Source organism: Micromonospora sp. NPDC049374 (assembly GCF_040677165.1).
GTDB lineage: Bacteria > Actinomycetota > Actinomycetes > Mycobacteriales > Micromonosporaceae > Micromonospora.
Map to the genome: position 1 here is coordinate 1 of NZ_JBFAQH010000034.1, position 15,805 is coordinate 15,805.

At 70.7% G+C, this 15,805-nt stretch carries 18 protein-coding genes; 5 read left to right on the forward strand and 13 right to left on the reverse strand.

Going from position 1 to position 15,805, the window contains the following annotated elements; translation table 11 throughout:
• Positions 1–127: 127 nt before the first annotated feature.
• From AB0J93_RS29895 to AB0J93_RS29920, 6 genes are all read right to left on the reverse strand, one after another.
• Positions 128–526 carry a transcriptional repressor gene (locus AB0J93_RS29895; RefSeq protein ID WP_363925698.1) on the reverse strand — a complete coding sequence of 133 codons (399 nt, stop codon included), beginning with the start codon at positions 524–526 and terminating at the stop codon, positions 128–130.
• A gap of 67 nt (positions 527–593) precedes the next feature.
• Entirely contained in the window at positions 594–893 is a 300-nt protein-coding gene (locus tag AB0J93_RS29900; protein ID WP_093407467.1) for a metalloregulator ArsR/SmtB family transcription factor, read from the reverse strand.
• Between the two features lie 37 nt (positions 894–930).
• On the reverse strand, positions 931–1,800 hold the full coding sequence (locus tag AB0J93_RS29905) for a metal ABC transporter permease (protein WP_363925699.1): 870 nt from the start codon (positions 1,798–1,800) through the stop codon (positions 931–933).
• Complete coding sequence (locus AB0J93_RS29910) at positions 1,797–2,561, reverse strand: ABC transporter ATP-binding protein (protein WP_363925700.1); 765 nt, start codon at positions 2,559–2,561, stop codon at positions 1,797–1,799. Before AB0J93_RS29910 ends, AB0J93_RS29905 begins: the two co-directional genes overlap by 4 nt.
• Positions 2,558–3,535 (reverse strand): metal ABC transporter substrate-binding protein, encoded by a 978-nt coding sequence (locus AB0J93_RS29915; protein WP_363925702.1) that lies wholly within the window; start codon positions 3,533–3,535, stop codon positions 2,558–2,560. The genes AB0J93_RS29910 and AB0J93_RS29915 overlap by 4 nt, the downstream gene beginning before the upstream one ends.
• A gap of 54 nt (positions 3,536–3,589) precedes the next feature.
• Positions 3,590–3,847, reverse strand: a complete 258-nt coding sequence (locus AB0J93_RS29920) for a hypothetical protein (protein WP_363925703.1) — start codon at positions 3,845–3,847, stop codon at positions 3,590–3,592.
• Positions 3,848–3,876: 29 nt separating this feature from the next.
• On the opposite strand from AB0J93_RS29920, the gene AB0J93_RS29925 reads away from it, so the two are divergent.
• From AB0J93_RS29925 to dusB, 5 genes are all read left to right on the forward strand, one after another.
• Positions 3,877–4,218: an antibiotic biosynthesis monooxygenase gene (locus tag AB0J93_RS29925; RefSeq protein WP_363925704.1), complete on the forward strand. Its 342-nt coding sequence runs from the start codon at positions 3,877–3,879 to the stop codon at positions 4,216–4,218.
• A 433-nt stretch (positions 4,219–4,651) separates the two neighbouring features.
• Positions 4,652–5,119, forward strand: coding sequence for a hypothetical protein (locus AB0J93_RS29930; protein ID WP_363925715.1), 468 nt, complete (start codon positions 4,652–4,654; stop codon positions 5,117–5,119).
• 111 nt (positions 5,120–5,230) lie between these two features.
• Positions 5,231–6,610, forward strand: coding sequence for a glycine--tRNA ligase (locus AB0J93_RS29935; protein ID WP_363925705.1), 1,380 nt, complete (start codon positions 5,231–5,233; stop codon positions 6,608–6,610).
• Between the two features lie 134 nt (positions 6,611–6,744).
• Positions 6,745–7,590 carry a hypothetical protein gene (locus AB0J93_RS29940; protein ID WP_363925706.1) on the forward strand — a complete coding sequence of 282 codons (846 nt, stop codon included), beginning with the start codon at positions 6,745–6,747 and terminating at the stop codon, positions 7,588–7,590.
• 24 nt (positions 7,591–7,614) lie between these two features.
• Positions 7,615–8,793: a tRNA dihydrouridine synthase DusB gene (dusB, locus tag AB0J93_RS29945; protein ID WP_363925707.1), complete on the forward strand. Its 1,179-nt coding sequence runs from the start codon at positions 7,615–7,617 to the stop codon at positions 8,791–8,793.
• A 17-nt stretch (positions 8,794–8,810) separates the two neighbouring features.
• Here the strand turns inward: dusB and AB0J93_RS29950 are convergent, their stop codons facing one another.
• From AB0J93_RS29950 to AB0J93_RS29980, 7 genes are all read right to left on the reverse strand, one after another.
• Positions 8,811–9,578, reverse strand: coding sequence for a GntR family transcriptional regulator (locus AB0J93_RS29950; protein ID WP_363925708.1), 768 nt, complete (start codon positions 9,576–9,578; stop codon positions 8,811–8,813).
• 77 nt (positions 9,579–9,655) lie between these two features.
• A complete protein-coding gene (deoC, locus tag AB0J93_RS29955) occupies positions 9,656–10,360 on the reverse strand; it encodes a deoxyribose-phosphate aldolase (RefSeq protein ID WP_363925709.1) in 705 nt (234 codons plus the stop codon).
• A gap of 40 nt (positions 10,361–10,400) precedes the next feature.
• Complete coding sequence (gene rbsD / locus AB0J93_RS29960) at positions 10,401–10,856, reverse strand: D-ribose pyranase (protein ID WP_363925710.1); 456 nt, start codon at positions 10,854–10,856, stop codon at positions 10,401–10,403.
• A complete protein-coding gene (locus AB0J93_RS29965; protein WP_363925711.1) occupies positions 10,853–12,397 on the reverse strand; it encodes a sugar ABC transporter ATP-binding protein in 1,545 nt (514 codons plus the stop codon). Before AB0J93_RS29965 ends, rbsD begins: the two co-directional genes overlap by 4 nt.
• A 3-nt stretch (positions 12,398–12,400) precedes the next feature.
• Positions 12,401–13,420: a substrate-binding domain-containing protein gene (locus tag AB0J93_RS29970; RefSeq protein ID WP_363925712.1), complete on the reverse strand. Its 1,020-nt coding sequence runs from the start codon at positions 13,418–13,420 to the stop codon at positions 12,401–12,403.
• Between the two features lie 66 nt (positions 13,421–13,486).
• Positions 13,487–14,512 (reverse strand): ABC transporter permease, encoded by a 1,026-nt coding sequence (locus AB0J93_RS29975; protein ID WP_363925713.1) that lies wholly within the window; start codon positions 14,510–14,512, stop codon positions 13,487–13,489.
• 5 nt (positions 14,513–14,517) lie between these two features.
• Positions 14,518–15,429, reverse strand: coding sequence for a ribokinase (locus AB0J93_RS29980; protein ID WP_363925714.1), 912 nt, complete (start codon positions 15,427–15,429; stop codon positions 14,518–14,520).
• Positions 15,430–15,805: the final 376 nt, after the last annotated feature.

Here is a 15,805-nt window from a genome sequence, read left to right on the forward strand (position 1 = left end):
CAGATCTTGCATGAGTCACTCGTAGATCACCGACGTCGAACCCTACCGATACCGCATCCTCCCGGAACCGGCCCACCTATAGAAGCGTCGGCGGGCGATGGGGTGGGGTGGGGTGGGGTTGGGTGGGTTAGTGGGCGCAGGTGGGGCAGGTGCCGAAGATCTCCAGGGTGTGGCTGACGTCGGTGAAGCCGTGCTGGGCGGCGACCCGGTCGGCCCAGGTTTCCACAGTCGGGCCGGCCACCTCGACCGTACGGCCGCAGGACCGGCAGACCAGGTGGTGGTGATGCCCCTCGCTGCACCGGCGGTACAGGTGCTCGCCGCCCGGTGGGCGCATCACGTCGATCTCACCCGCGTCGGCCAGCCCCTGCAACGTCCGGTAGACAGTGGTCAACCCGACCCGCTCGCCACGATCGCGCAGCATCGCGTGCAGTTCCTGGGCGCTGTGGAAGCCCTCCGTCTCGGCGAGCAGCGCGCTTACCGCCGAACGCTGACGGGTGTTGCGAACGGCCGTACCACTGTCGCTCATGACGTCACTCCGCTTCGCTGCGTGCCGTCATGAGGCACGTTCGCACTGAGCCTGATGATTCGCTCGCTCATGATCCCTCCCCGGCGTGGCTGACCGCGTCGGCCACGATGTGCGCGACGTGCTCGTCGACCAGGGTGTACGCGATCTCCCGCCCCCGCCGGGAGCCCCGGACCACGCCCGCCCCACGGAGCACCCTCAGGTGCTGGGAGACCAGCGGCTGAGCCACGCCGAGCTTGTCCACCAGCTCGTGCACGCAGCGCTCGCCACCGGCCAGCTCGCTGACGATGGCCAGCCGGATCGGTGCCGAGAGGGCGCGCAGCAACTCGCTGGCACCCTCGTACGCGTCATAGCCCGATCCGCTGGTCACCCTGCAACGGTAACCAATACCGGCGCGCCGCTCGTGATCAGGACCCGCCGAGCACCACCTCGTGGGGCTCCGGAGCCGGTGCGGGCTGGGGTCGGGCCCGCCGGAGCCGGCGCCAGGCGGCGGCCAGCAGGGTGACCACCACGAACGAGGCGATCGCGAGCACCACCACCGAGGCGCCGGGCGCGGTGTCGGCGACCGCCGCCATCCAGATGCCCGCCCCGCCGGCGAACAGGCCCAACGCCATCGCTGCCGCCATCGTGCTGCGGAAGCCCCGGGTGACCTGCTGCGCGGTGGCCACCGGGACGACCATCAGCGCGCTGATCAGCAGTACGCCGACCGCGCGCATGGCGATCGTCACCGTGATCGCTGTGGTGATCGCGAGCAGCAGGTTGAGTGTGCGTACCGGCAGACCGGAGACCCGGGCGTACTCCTCGTCGTGACAGACGGCGAACAGCGCCGGCCGCAGCCCGATCATCGCGATCAGCACGGCCGTACCGAGCACCGCGATGGTGGCGACATCCGCCCGGGACGCCGTGCTCAACGCGCCGAACAGGTACGCGTTGAGATTGGAGCTGGTGCTGTCGGAGAGCCCGACCAGCACCACCCCGCCGGCGATGCCGCCGTAGAAGAGCAGCGCGAGGGCCAGGTCGCCGGAGGTACGGCCGCGTTCGCGGATCAGCTCGATGACGACCGCGCCGATGGTGGCCGCGATCACGGCCATGATCACGGGGGAGGTTTGGAAGAGTAGGCCGGCACCGACCCCGGTCAGTGCGACGTGCCCGATGCCGTCCCCGATCAGCGCCAGCCGCCGCTGCACCAGATAGATGCCGAGCGCGGGCGCGGTCAGCCCGATGATCAGAGCGCTGACCAGCGCAAGCTGCATGTACTCGTACTGGAAGAGGCTCATCGTGCGCTCCACAGCCCGGCGGGCTCCTCGGGACCGTGCGGATGCACGTGGTCGTGGTCCGGTGCCGCGTGGTGCCCGGCCGGCTCCGGCACGGCGCCGTCGTGTGCCACGAACCCCTGGTGTACGACGATCGCCCGGCCGATCACCGGGCGCAGCGGACCCAGTTCGTGGGCGACGAGCAGTACGGTGCCTCCGCCGACGGTGAAGTCGCGCAGCGCCCCGGCGAACGCCTCCTGGCTGGCCGCGTCCACGCCGGCCGTCGGCTCGTCGAGGATCAGCAGCTCGGGCTGCCCGGCCAGGGCCCGGGCGATCAGCGTGCGCTGCTGCTGCCCCCCGGAGAGGGTGCTGACCGGATCCTTCGCCCGGTCGGCCAGGCCGACGGCGTGCAGCGCCTGGGCGACGGCCTCCCGGTCGGCGCGCCCGGGTGGGCGCAGGATTCCCCGGCGGGCCAGCCGCCCGGCGGCGACCACCTCGGCGACGGTGGCCGGCACGCCGCTGCCGGCGCCGAGGCGCTGGGGGACGTACCCGACGCGGTGCCACTGGCGGAACCGGCGGACCGGTCGGCCGAAGAGGGTCACGGTGCCCGCGCTCAGCGGGACCAGCCCGAGAATGGCGCGGATCAGGGTGGACTTGCCGGAGCCGTTGGCGCCGAGGATCGCGACCACCTCGCCGGCGGTAACGGTAAGCGAGACGTCACGAAGCACGGGGCGGCCGTCGTAGCCGACCACCCCGTGCGTGACGGTGATGACGTCAGGTGTCACGAGCAGCTCAACGCCGTCCTCAGGGTCTGCAGGTTGGTACGCATCACCGAAAGGTAGTCCCCGCCGCCCTCGGCTGACAGGCCCTCGATCGGATCCAGCACCGCGGTCTGAGCGCCGACCTCACGGGCGATGGTCTCGGCCACCTTCGGACTGACCAGCGTCTCGAAGAAGATCGTGGTGGCCTGGTGCTCCCGGGCCTCCTCGGCCACCGCCGCCAGCCGCTGCGGAGAGGGCTCGTCCTCCGGGGTGAGCCCGCTGATGCCGATCTGCTCCAGCTGGTACTTCTGCGTCAGGTAGCCGAACGCGGTGTGGCTGACCACGATCTCCCGGCGCTGGCAGGTCTTCAGCCCCTCGGTGAATTCGGTGTCGAGCTGCTCCAGTTCGGTGCGCAGGGTGGCGGCCCGCTGGGTGTATTCGCCGGCCCGGTCCGGGTCGACCGCGCCGAGCCGTTCGGCGAGCTTGTCGCCGATGGTGGCCAGCCGGGTCGGGTCGAGCCAGACGTGCGGGTCCTTGGCGCCGTCGGACGCCTCCTCCGCGTGCTCCTCCTCGGCGTGCTCCTCCTCGCCTTCGTGGTCGTGGTCGTGGCCACCGGCGGTGGCGTCCAGCAGCGGTTCCACGGTCGCCACGTCGAAGGCGCGGTCACCGGCTTGCTGTTCGACCGCCTCGTCCACGGCGGGTTGGAAGCCGTGCAGGAACAGGACCAGCTCCGCCTCGCTGATCTGGCCCACCTGACCCGGGTTCAGCTCCAGGTCGTGCGGCTCGGCACCGGGGCGGGCCAGGTTGGTCACGGCCACGTCGTCGCCGCCGACCCGCTCGGCGAGGAACTGCAACGGGTAGAAACCGGCCACCACGTCGACCCGCTGCGGGTCGGCGCCGGCCGGGCTGTCGTCGTTCGAACAGGCGGTGACGCCGGTCAGGGCGAGCAGGGCGGCCGTGGCGGTGGCCAGGGCGCGCGGGGCGGTGCGGAAGGTCATGTCATCGACTGTCCGCGACAACGACAATGATTGTCAAAAACGCATGATTGCATGTCAGAGCAGCTTCACCAGACTGGCCGTGACCAGCAGGGTCAGCATGATCAGCCGGATCGCCCTGGTCTGCGGCGTCTGCACCGACCAGGTGGTCACCAGCAGGGCCGCCAGCGCGCCGGCCAGCAGCAGCGTCAACAGCCCGCCGATCACACCCGGAGTGAAGAACGCGACCAGGGCGAGGAGGAGGGTGACCAGGAACACCGTCGTGGGGTTTGTCCGGGCCAGTCGGCCGGCGATTCCAGGCTGCGTACGCTGCATCCCACAGACTCTACGAGGAGGAGAATCCGGTGCTGGTGACCAACCGGTTCGTGGTCGACGAGGACGTCGCGGAAGCGTTCACCGCCCGGGCCCATGCCGCTCTCGCCGCGCTCGCCGCCCGGCCCGGCTACCAGCGCGGACAGCTGGTCCGGGCGCTTGACGACCCTCGCCACTGGTGCCTGGTCACCGAGTGGGAGTCGGTGGGCACCTACCGCCGCGCCCTCGGCGGGTTCGACGTGAAGATCACGGCGGTGCCGCTGCTCGCCGAGAGTGTCGACGAGCCGTCCGCGTACGAGCCGTTGGCGACCGCCGCCCCGGGCGGGGACGTGGTCACGGCCGCCAGCGACCGGGCTGCGGGTCCTTACCGCTGAGTGGCCGGGCACTACGCTGGCTCCTATGACCGCTCCCGGACCGGCAGCCCCACCACCAGACCCATCGCTGCCCGGCCAGCAGGGACCCCAGGTCCCCGGCGAAAGCGGCGCGCCGCCGGCCGCATCCGGACCGTCACTCGACGACGGCACCGGCCCGACGCCCGCCTTCGGCTCCGCCGGATCACCGTCCATCGACCCAACCTCGCCGGCCAACCCTGGGCCGTCGTCCGGCGCCGCGGGGTCGCCCGCCAACACCGAGGGCCCGTCGTCCGGTGCTGACGCCTCGCCGGCAGGCCACCAGCCGCCCGGCTCGCCGTCGGTGGGGCAGTTCCAGCCCACCTCGCCGACCGGGGGCCAGTTCCCGCCCGGCGCGCCGGCCGGGGGCCAGCTGCCGCCCGTACCGACGCCGCCGGGCCCGGACTCGGGCGCACCGGTGCCGCCGCCCGGGCCGGGAGTGGCGCCGCCGTTCGCGGCGCCGCCGACCGAGGGACGTCGGTCCCGGCTCTGGCTCGGTCTCGGCGCGGGGGCGCTGGCCCTGCTGCTCTGTTGCGGTGGTGGCGGCACGGCGGTGGTCGGCCTGCTGGTCAGCGGGGTGCAGGCGATCGAGGAGCAGGGCCGAACGGTCTCCGGCGACTACTACCGGGCGCTTTCCAACGGTGACTACGGCCAGGCGTACGACCAGCTCTGTGAGGACGCCCGGCGGCGCGAGTCCCGGCAGGAGTTCGAGCGCCGCTCCGCCGCTGAGCCGCAGATCTCCTCCTACCGGGTCGGCGACGTGGACACCACCACGCTCACCGTGCCGGTGGAGGTGACCTACCGCGGCGGCGGCCAGGAACGCCAGCAGGTCGTGCTCGCGCAGGATCCGCAGACCGGTGGCATGGAGGTGTGCGGAGTCAACTGACCGGCCGCAGGTAATGTGCTGGGTTCGGGACCGCACCGGTCGTACCGTGGTCCCGAACCGTCCCGCCGCCCGTCACGTCCCCGCCGACCGCCAGTCGGCGTAGGAGGAAAAATGCCAGCCGACCGTATCGACGCCGTCGTCAGCCTCGCCAAGCGCCGGGGCTTCGTCTTCCCCTCCAGCGAGATCTACGGGGGCACCCGGTCGGCGTGGGACTACGGTCCGCTCGGCGTGGAACTCAAGGAGAACGTCCGCCGGCAGTGGTGGAAGACCATGGTCCAGCAGCGCGACGACGTGGTGGGGCTGGACTCCGCGGTGATCCTCGCGCGGGACGTGTGGGCCGCTTCGGGGCACCTGGAGGCGTTCGTCGACCCGCTGACCGAGTGCCAGTCCTGCCACAAGCGGTTCCGCGCCGACCATCTTGAGGAGGCGTACGAGGCCAAGCACGGCCGCCCGCCGACCTCGCTTGCCGAGCTGAACTGCCCCAACTGCGGTAACAAGGGCACCTTCACCGAGCCGCGGATGTTCAACGGTCTGATGAAGACCTACCTCGGCCCGGTGGAGAGCGACGAGGGTATGCACTACCTGCGGCCGGAGACGGCCCAGGGCATCTTCGTCAACTACCGCAACGTGGAGACGGTCGCCCGTAAGAAGCCGCCGTTCGGCATCGCGCAGACCGGCAAATCGTTCCGCAACGAGATCACCCCGGGCAACTTCATCTTCCGTACCCGGGAGTTCGAGCAGATGGAGATGGAGTTCTTCGTCGAGCCGGGCACCGACGAGCAGTGGCACGAGTACTGGCTCGCCGAGCGCTGGAACTGGTACCTCGACCTCGGTCTGTCGGAGGACAACCTGCGCTTCTACGAGCACCCCAAGGAGAAGCTCTCCCACTACTCGAAGCGCACCGTCGACATCGAGTACCGGTTCCAGTTCGGTGGCACCGAGTTCGCCGAGTTGGAGGGCATCGCCAACCGCACCGACTTCGACCTGTCCACGCACAGCAAGCACTCCGGCGTCGACCTGTCGTACTTCGACCAGACCAAGCAGGAGCGGTGGATCCCGTACGTGATCGAGCCGGCCGCCGGCCTCACCCGCGCGGTGCTGGCCTTCCTGCTGGAGGCGTACGACGAGGACGAGGCGCCGAACACCAAGGGCGGTGTCGACAAGCGCACCGTGATGCGCTTCGACCCGCGACTGGCCCCGGTCAAGGTGGCGGTGCTGCCGTTGTCGCGTAACGAGGCGCTCTCACCGAAGGCGAAGCAGCTCGCCGCCGACCTGCGCAAGCGCTGGGTGGTCGAGTTCGACGACTCGCAGGCCATCGGTCGCCGCTACCGCCGGCAGGACGAGATCGGCACCCCGTTCTGCGTCACCGTCGACTTCGACACGCTTGACGACAACGCGGTGACCGTGCGCAACCGGGACACCATGACCCAGGAACGGATCGGCCTGGACCAGGTCGAGCGCTACCTCATCGAGCACCTCCCCGGCTGCTGATCCTCGACGCCGCCCGGGCGTGCCGGTCCAACTCGGCGGCCCGGGCCGGGCGGCGCGGCGAGCTGACTGGCATCCATGGCCAATGATGTCTTCAGGCGGGCGTATCCGCACGGAGACGACGAAGGGCCAACGACGTGGAGCCGGAAGCACGCGAGGAGATCTTCGAGCGGGCGCGGGAGTACTCCACCCGGCCGGCGGGCTGGGAGCAGGCGGACGCGCTCTGGGTGCGGGTCATCGAGGCGTACCGGCAGGCCGTCGCGGGCGGCCAGGTCGACCGGCACGATCAGCGTCAGCTGGCCCGGGCCCTGTGGCGGCACAGCATGGTGTTGGCCGCTATGGATCGCCACGACCGGGCGAAGGAGTCGGGCCACCAGGCCGTCACGCTGTTCGCGGAAATCCATCAGGCGGTGGCGGCGGAGCATCCGGATCCGACCCAGCCGCGCCGGGACGAGGCGCTTGGTGAGCTGATCACCGCGATGGTGGACTCCGGCGAGTCGGCGTTCGTGGCCGGCAGCCCGGAGGTCCGGCTGAAGTTGCTGGAGAAGGCAACCGAGATCGGTCTGCACACCGCCGGTCCGCCGCCTGGCGCGGGGCCGCGCACCCGTGCGGCGATGGCCACCGCCTACCACAACTATGCGAACGCTCTGCTGCACCGCCACCAGCAGCAGGGTGCGGAGTCCGATGCTCAGGAAGCGGCGCTGGCCGGCTCGCGGGCGATGGAACTGCGGCTGAAGGCGCTCGACCCGCAGCAACCGATCACCATCTGGGAGCTGGCCAACACGTACTCGATCTACGCGCACGCCCTGGTGGCCATCGGCGACGTCGAGCGTGCCAGGTTGGTGGTCAAGCAGGGCATCCTGCTGACCGACATGCTGGGTGTGGGCGGGACGGAGATCCAGCAGAAGCTGCGGGCGGCGGAGGCGCTGGTCCGGCAGGCGTCCGGTGGCGGCGGCCGCCGGTGGCCGTGGCGGCGGCGCTGACCACGGTCCCCGTACCCTTGAGCGGTGGAAACCGCCCTCCCGCCCGCCGCCGGCCGGCCGTCGCTGAGCATCGGGCCGCACCAGGTCTGGCCCCCGGTGGTGCTCGCCCCGATGGCCGGCATCACAAACGTCGGCTTTCGGCAGCTCTGTCGGGAGCAGGGCGGCGGCATCTACGTCTGCGAGATGATCACGACGGTCGCCCTGGTCGAACGGAACCCGAAGACGCTGCGGATGATCGCGTTCGGGGCCGACGAGCGCCCACGCAGCCTCCAGCTTTACGGCACCGACCCGGAGACCACCGCAGCCGCCGTGCGGATCGTGGTCGAACGGGACCTCGCCGATCACATCGACCTCAACTTCGGCTGCCCGGTGCCCAAGGTGACCCGGCGCGGTGGCGGCGCGGCGCTGCCCTGGCGGCGGCGGCTCTTCGCCCGCCTGGTGCGGGCCGCGGTGGACGCCGCGTCACCCGCCGGGGTGCCGGTCACGGTCAAGATGCGCAAGGGCATCGACGACGACCACCTGACGTACGTCGAAGCGGGGCTCGCCGCCCAGGAGGCCGGCGTCGCCGCGGTCGCCCTGCACGGGCGTACGGCCGCCCAGCGGTACTCGGGCACGGCGGACTGGGACGCCATCGCCGCCCTCAAGCAGGCGCTCGACGTGCCGGTGCTCGGCAACGGCGACATCTGGGAGGCCGACGACGCGCTGCGGATGGTGGCGCACACCGGGGTCGACGGCGTGGTCATCGGCCGTGGGTGCCTGGGCCGGCCGTGGCTCTTCGCCGACCTGGAGGCCGCGTTCGACGGCTCGCCGCAGCGTCGGCTGCCCACCCTCGGCGAGGTGGCGGTGACCATGCGCCGGCACGCCGAGCTGCTGGTCGAGCAGTTCACCGCCGGTGCCCGCAACCCGGCTCGTGGTGAACGGGACGGCTGCACCGACTTCCGCAAGCACGTCGCCTGGTACCTCAAGGGCTTCCCGGTCGGCAGCGAGCTGCGCCGTTCGCTGGCGATGATCGACAGCCTGGCCCAGCTCGACGACCTGCTCGGCAAGCTCGACCCGGCGGCACCCTTCCCCGTGGAGACGCTGGGGCAGCCGCGCGGTCGTACCAACTCACCGGGCAAGGTCTTCCTGCCCGACGGTTGGCTGGCCAGCCGCGACGACGACACCGTTCCGGAGGGCGCCGAGCTGGACGACTCCGGCGGCTGACCCGGCCGCCCGGCCGGTCAGCGGCGGGACAGCAGCGACGTGACGCGCATCCGCTCGCTGTGGATCCACACGTCCGAGTACTCGATCGGCCGGCCGTCATCGAGATAGGTGATCTGTTCGAGGTAGAGCAGCGGAAAGTTCTCCGGTACCTCCAGCGCCGCTGCGGTCCGACCGGAGGCGGCCGTCGCGGTGAAGGTACGCCGGCCGGTGCTGATCTTGAGCCCGTAGTCGTTCTCCAGCAGCCCGAACAGGGAGCGGTCAGCCAGGTCGGCGTGCTCCAGACCGGGCGCCAGGTCCACGCGTACGTAGTTGACCAACCAGGCGACCGGGCCTGCGGTGATGGACCTCAGTCGTTCCAACCGAAGCACCGACTGACCTGGTCGAAGGTCGAGCAGGGCCGCCACCGGCGACGGCGCGGGCATGACCTCCCCGGAGATCACCTGCGTGGTGACGGCGACTCCCTGCCGGGCGAAGTCCTCGGACAGGGTGGTCAGCTTCTGGGCGATCGACGGTTCGATCGCGGTGGAGGTGACGAAGGTGCCGCGACCGCGTACCTGCACCAGCAGGCCGTCGCGGATCAGCGTGGACAGCGCTCGACGCAGGGTGCCACGGGAGATGCCGAGTTCGGTCGCCAGCTCCGGTTCGCTGCGTAGCCGGTAGTGCGGCGGCCACTCGGCGGACAGGATCCGGGCTCGGATCTGCTCCGACACCTGGGCGTGCAGGGGCACCGGCGCGTCCCGGTCGAGCTGCTCGGACGCCCCGGCCGCATGCAACTGGTCGGACATGTCACCTTCCACCCTGGGGCCGTCGCCCCTCGACGCCGACCGTGGTGCGGTCGCTCGGGCCGAGGGGCGGCGGCGGCTCAGTAGCTTGTCGTCTGATCGTCGGTCGCGTCGGTGACGATAGCCACCCCGGCGCTGGTGCCGAGCAGCACCGCACCCGCCCGCAGCAGCGCGACCGCCTGATCGAACGACTTGATGGATCCGGACGCCTTGACCGTCACGCCCTGCGGCGCCCGCGCCACCAGGTAGGCAATGCTGTCCGGGTTGGCCACCTCCACGGCACCGCTGCTGGCGTTCTTGAGTACGGCCGCACCGGCCTCCACGGCCAGGTCCACGGCGATGTCCCGTTCGGCCGGGGTGAGCAACGGCAGTTCGAGCATCACCTTGATCGGCACACCCGCGGCGCGGACCACGCCCGCGATGTCGTCGCGGAACGCGTCGTACCGCCCGCTCTTGAGCCAGCCGATCTGCACCCCGATGTCGATCTGGGTGGCACCGGACCGTACCAGGCTCTCCGCCTCGGCGGCCTTGCCGGCGCTGGTGGTCACCCCGACAGAGGGAAAGTCCAGGGCTGAGGCGACCTCGATGCCGGTGCCGCGTAGCACCTCGGCGACCTCCGGTACCCACGAGCCGGGGACCATCGCGGCGTTGAAGCCGTACCGGGCGGCCTCCTCCGCGTGGGCCACGATCCGGTCGCGGGTGACGCCGACCTCGATGAGAGTGTGCTGGATGTACGGGGCCAACGCGGCGGGGGCGACGGTGTCGGCCAGGATGGCAGTGCTCACGTTCTTCTCCAATGTGGTACTCGTGGCGCAGGGCGCGCCGCTACATCCGGTCCCGGTAGTAGTCGGGCACGATGACTCCGGGCTCGTCGAACCAGCGCGGAACGTCCACGCCACAGATCAGGCCGACGTTTCCCCACGGGTTGAAGGCTCCGGTACGGACGATCGCCTTGGCCTGTCCGGCCAGCTCACCGAGCATCTCGGCATGCTGACGGGTGCTCAGCGGCACGCCCGGGAAGCGCTGCCCCAGCCAGTCCGCGAGCGGATTGTTGTGGGTGGTGACGTCCTCGGCGACGACCACGCCCTCCACGATGATCTCGTCGGCGACCAGGTCGAGCACGGTGGTGAGCGAAGGCAGGTCCTCGGCGATGGCCAGGTCGACGCGGTGGGCCGTACGCGGGATGGGGAAGCCGGCGTCGACCACCAGCAGCAGGTCGGTGTGGCCGAGAGTGGCCAGCACCCCGGACAGTTCGGCGTTGAGTACGCCCGTACGTTTCATGTCGTCTCCTTCATGGTGTGCGCGCCGGTGGCCAGCGCCATGACCTTCTCCTCGGTGGCTTCGGCGGCGGGAATGACGCCGACCACGCGTCCGGCGGCCATGACGGCGATCCGGTCGCTGACGGTCAGCAGTTCGGGCAGGTCGGACGACGAGACGAGGATGGCGACCCCGTCCTCGGCCAGCGTCCGGAAGAGCCGGTAGATCTCTGCCTTCGCCCCGACGTCGACGCCCCGGGTGGGCTCGTCCAGCAGCATCAGGCGGGGATCGATCGACAACCAGCGGGCCAGCAGGGCCTTCTGCTGGTTGCCGCCGGAGAGCTGAGTGATGCCCTGGGTGACCGTCGCGGTCTTGACTCGCAGCTCGCGGGAACGCGCCTGGGCGTCGCCACGCAGGGCCCGCCGCCGCAGTAGACCGAACCACTGGCGGCGGCGCAACGTCAGGGCGTTGACGTTGTCGGCCACGCTCATCGTCGGCAGGATCCCCTGCTGGCGCCGCTCGCCGGGCAGGTACGCCACCTGAGCGTCGATGGCGTCGCGAGGCGACCGGGCGACGAAGGGCTTCCCGTCCAGCGCCAGTTCGCCGTCGTCGACGGGGTCGGCGCCGAAGATCCCCCGCAGCAACTCGATCCGGCCGCTGTCGGGCAGCCCCGCCACGCCCACCACCTCGCCGGGCGCGAGGTCAAGGTCGACCGCGGTGTAGCCCGCGCCGGAGACGCCGCGCAGGCGCAACCGTGGGGTAGCGGTGGTGGCGGGCGCGGTTGGCTCGTGTCGGCCGAACTCTCCGGCCAGTTCCCGGCCCACCATCGCCGCCACCACCTGATCCGGGGTGACCTCGGCGGTGGGCCACTGCGCCACGTGCCGCCCGTCGCGCAGCACGTGGATGTGCTGCGACAGGGCGAACACCTCGGGCATCCGATGCGAGACGTAGAGCATCGTCACGCCGTCGGCCCGCAGCGAAGCGATCACCTCGAACAGCCGCTCGGACTCGGCGGGAGAGAGGATCGAGGTCGGCTCGTCGAGGATGACCAGCCGTGCCTGCCTGGCGAGCGAGCGGGCGACGACCACGAGCTGCTGGGTGGCGGCGTCCAGCCGACCCACGGTGCGGCGGGGATCCACCTGTACGCCCAGACGTGCCAGCAGGGCGGCGGCCTGCTCGTCCATTCGGCGGGGATCCGGGAAGGCTCGGGAGCCGGGTTCGACGCCGAGCATGATGTTCTCGGCGACCGTGCGGTCCGGGGCGAGGGCGAGTTCCTGCGGCACCAGGGCCACCCGGTGCCGGCTCAGCAGGGTGGCCGGATCGAACCGGCGGACTTCGTCGCCGTCGACCCGTACCGTGCCGGCGGTGGGGCTGTCCAGCCCGGCCAGGATCTTCATCAGCGTCGACTTGCCGGCACCGTTCTCGCCCATGACGGCGGTGAGGCTGCCGGCCGGCACGCTCAGGGAGACATCCTGGAGAGCGTGGACAGGACCGAAGTGCCGTGACAGGCCGGTCACCTCGACGGCGGGGGTCGGCGGGGCGGCGATCGTGGCCGGGCTGGTCATGGGTCAGCCCTCCACCGGCACCGAGGCCACGTTCTCGGGAGTGACCACGAGCGCGCCGGTGTCCACGTCGGTGATCTCGGTGCCGTTCTTGAGGTGGTCGGCGAGCAGCTTGACGGCTTGGTAGCCCTGCTCGGCCGGGCCCTGGCTGATGGTCAGGTCGACCACGCCGGCCTTGAGGTACTCCACGGTCTGGGGCTGCACGTCGAAGCCGACAGCGTGGATCTTCTCCGCGTTGCCGGACTGCTCGAGCCACTTGGCACCGGCGGTGAAGCTGCAGCAGTCGAGGGAGACCAGCGCGATGGCGTCCTTCTGGGCGGCCATCGTCGACTCGATCGTGTTGTACGCCGCGCTCGGTTCGTTACCGGTGTTCACCGGGCCGACGATCTCGATGCCGGAGTCCTTCAGGCCCGACTCGAAGCCGGAGAAGCGGTCGTTGGACCAACCCGCGCCGGAGTCGACGGAGACCACCACGACCTTGCCCGTCTCGCCGTCGAGCACGCCGAGCAGTTCCTTGGCCAGGGACTCACCGGAGGCGACCAGATCCTGGCCGACGAAGCCCATCTGCTTGGACTCCGGGTTGTTCGTGTTGAACGAGATGATCGGGATTCCCGCGTCGTACGCCTGGGCGATGACCGGCTTCAGCGCATCGTTGCTGGCCGACGAGACCGCCAGACCGTGGATCTGCTTCTGGTTGATCAGAGTTTGCAGTTCGGCGACCTGGTCGGCGGCGCTGCCACCGGTGGGTCCGATCATCTGCGCGTCGACGCCCAACTCCTTGGCGGCGCGTTCCATGCCCTCCCGGATCGGCACGGCGAAAGCCAGGGACGGGTCGTGGTAGCTGAGCCGGATCTTGAGCTGGTCGCCCTGCTCGACAGCCTCGGAGATGTGATCGGCGAGCTGGAACCCGCCGCTGTCGGCGGAGTCGTCGTTGGCGGAGGTGACCGCGCCGCAGGCCGCGCTCGCCACGAGGGTCAGGCCGAGGGTCGCGGCGACCGCGGCCCGGCGGGCAAGGGTGAGTCTCATCGGGGTGGCTCCTTGGGGTGAGATGGGATGGTGCGTTGCGCACCCGACTGTCGAGCGGACGCCGGGTCAGCGCCGTCCGGAGCGTTTGCGCAGCCAGGTGTCGGCCGCCACGGCGAGGATGATCACCGCGCCGGTCGCGACGGTCTGCCAGAACGAGGAGATGCCGCGCAGGTTGAGGATGTTCTGCAGGACGCCGATGAACGCCACGCCGATGACGGTGCCGAGCATCGTGCCGGAACCACCGAACAACGCCGCGCCACCGATGATCACTGCGGAGATGGCCACGAGTTCCATCCCGGTACCGGTGACGCCCTGCACGTAGGACAGGAAGGACAGGCCGAGCACGCCAGCGAGGCCGGCGAGGGTGCCCGAGATGGTGAAGGCGACGATCTTCACGCGGCCGGTGTTGATACCGCAGAGCCGGGCGGCTTCGGCGCTGCCACCGACCGCGTACGTGTTGAAGCCGTACCGGGAGCGGGACAGCACGATCGCGCCGAGCACGGCGACCAGCGCGAAGATGACCAGCTGCATGGGGAGGAGGCCGAACAGCTCACCCTGCCCGAGCAGGTTGAACTCGGCCACGTTCGGGTCGCTGCTGGACAGTGAGATCGGCGAGCCGCCGCTGAGCAGCAGGGTGACGCCCCGGTACACGCTCAGAGTGCCGAGGGTGACGATGAAGGACGGGATCCCGAAGCCCACGGTCATCAGGCCGTTGAGCATGCCGGCGACCGCACCGGCGGCCACCCCGCCGAGGGCGGCGAGGGGCCAGGCGATGTCCGAGGTCATCAGCAGGCCGGCGACGACGGCGCCGAGCCCGTAGATCGAGCCGACGGAGAGGTCGATCTCCGCGTTGATGATGACGAAGGTGACCCCGATCGCCATGATGCCGATCTGGGCGATCTGCTGTCCGACGGTGAGGAAGTTGTCGGTGCCGAGGAAGCCCGGGGCGAGCGTGCTGCCCAACGCGAACAGCACGATCAGAGCGAGGAAGGTACTCGCCTCGCGGGCGTGCAGGAAACGTTGTAGCGGCGAAGGGCGGTGGGGGGCGACGGACACCTCCGGCGGTGCCGCCTGCGCGGTCATCTGGGCCATCTCTCTCATCTCCTCAACAGGGCCGCGACATCGTCCGGGCCGGGAAGGGCGGGTATGACCTCGGCGACTCCGACGGCATGGGCGCCGGCCGCGGCGGCGTACCGGACCGCCTCGATGAGGTCGTCACCCCGGGTCAGGGCGACAGCGAGTGCTGCGGTGAAGGCGTCGCCCGCACCTGTGGTGTCGACGACCCGTGGTGCGGCGACCGGCGCGACCCGGGTCTGGTGCCCGCCGGAGTCCACGAGGGCGCCGTCGGCACCGAGGGTCAGTACGACGACGCCGCAGTAGCGGGTCCGCAACAGCTGCACGATGTCTTCGGCGCTGGCGACCTCGGTCGGGTCCAGGCCGGTGAGCACCCGTGCCTCGCTGGCGTTGGGGGTGAGCACGTCGATCCACTCCCACGCCTCATCGGGCAGAGCCACGGCCGGGGCCGGGTTGAGCAGCGTGCGGACCCCGTGCGCCCGGGCAGTACGCAGCGCGGCTAGCGCGATCGGCAGCGGGATCTCCAGGCTGACGACGACCAGGTCGGCCTCGGCGATGCGGTAGGCGAACCGGTCGACGTCGGCCGGGGTGAGCTCGTCGAGGGCACCCGGCGCGATGGTGATCCGGTTCTCGCCCTCGTCGTCCACGAGGATGAAGCCGACCATGGTGGCGGCGTCGGTGGTGCGGACTGCGCTGGCGTCCACCCCCTCGTCGTCCCACAGGCGGCGAGCCGCGTCACCGAACTGGTCCCGACCGATCGCGGTCAGGAAGCTGACCTCGGCGCCGAGGCGCGCTGCGGCCACGGCCTGATTCGATCCCTTGCCGCCGTGCCCGGAGGCGAATCGGCCGCCGGAGAGGGTCTCGCCAGCGACTGGTGCCCGCGGCACCCGCATGGTGAGCCCGGCGCCGTAGCTGCCAATCACCGCAATCTTCATGCCTGCCTCTTGTCTATGGACAACCATGTACAACTTTCGGGCGACGCTACGTCGGGTCGCCAGTAGGTGTCAACACCTGCGTGGCGCTCCCAGGTAACGGATTCGAAACCCTGACCCTCGCCTGACCTGCACCTAGGCCCTGTCCTGCCGATCATCACCGGGCTGCGGCGGGACCGGCCAACGACTGGTGCGCTGTCGGTTCGTCCGGTTACGACGCCAGTCCCGGGTGCGGTGCGGTGCGGTCCTGTGCGGTGGCGGGAACCGGGGGTGGGGGTGGGGACGACGAAGGGCCGACCCCTGGGTGGGGTCGGCCCTTCGTGGTGTTGGGTGTGGTCAGGCGGTGGCGGTGTAGCCGCGGGTGGCGATCCAGTCGGCG

Bases quoted from the DNA above. Each gene is read 5' to 3' on its own strand.
- AB0J93_RS29895 (WP_363925698.1), bottom strand. From the start codon at position 526: ATGAGCGACAGTGGTACGGCCGTTCGCAACACCCGTCAGCGTTCGGCG.
- AB0J93_RS29905 (WP_363925699.1), bottom strand. From the start codon at position 1,800: ATGAGCCTCTTCCAGTACGAGTACATGCAGCTTGCGCTGGTCAGCGCT.
- AB0J93_RS29915 (WP_363925702.1), bottom strand. From the start codon at position 3,535: ATGACCTTCCGCACCGCCCCGCGCGCCCTGGCCACCGCCACGGCCGCC.
- AB0J93_RS29920 (WP_363925703.1), bottom strand. From the start codon at position 3,847: ATGCAGCGTACGCAGCCTGGAATCGCCGGCCGACTGGCCCGGACAAAC.
- AB0J93_RS29935 (WP_363925705.1), top strand. From the start codon at position 5,231: ATGCCAGCCGACCGTATCGACGCCGTCGTCAGCCTCGCCAAGCGCCGG.
- AB0J93_RS29950 (WP_363925708.1), bottom strand. From the start codon at position 9,578: ATGTCCGACCAGTTGCATGCGGCCGGGGCGTCCGAGCAGCTCGACCGG.
- rbsD (WP_363925710.1), bottom strand. From the start codon at position 10,856: ATGAAACGTACGGGCGTACTCAACGCCGAACTGTCCGGGGTGCTGGCC.
- AB0J93_RS29965 (WP_363925711.1), bottom strand. From the start codon at position 12,397: ATGACCAGCCCGGCCACGATCGCCGCCCCGCCGACCCCCGCCGTCGAG.
- AB0J93_RS29970 (WP_363925712.1), bottom strand. From the start codon at position 13,420: ATGAGACTCACCCTTGCCCGCCGGGCCGCGGTCGCCGCGACCCTCGGC.
- AB0J93_RS29975 (WP_363925713.1), bottom strand. From the start codon at position 14,512: ATGGCCCAGATGACCGCGCAGGCGGCACCGCCGGAGGTGTCCGTCGCC.
- AB0J93_RS29980 (WP_363925714.1), bottom strand. From the start codon at position 15,429: ATGAAGATTGCGGTGATTGGCAGCTACGGCGCCGGGCTCACCATGCGG.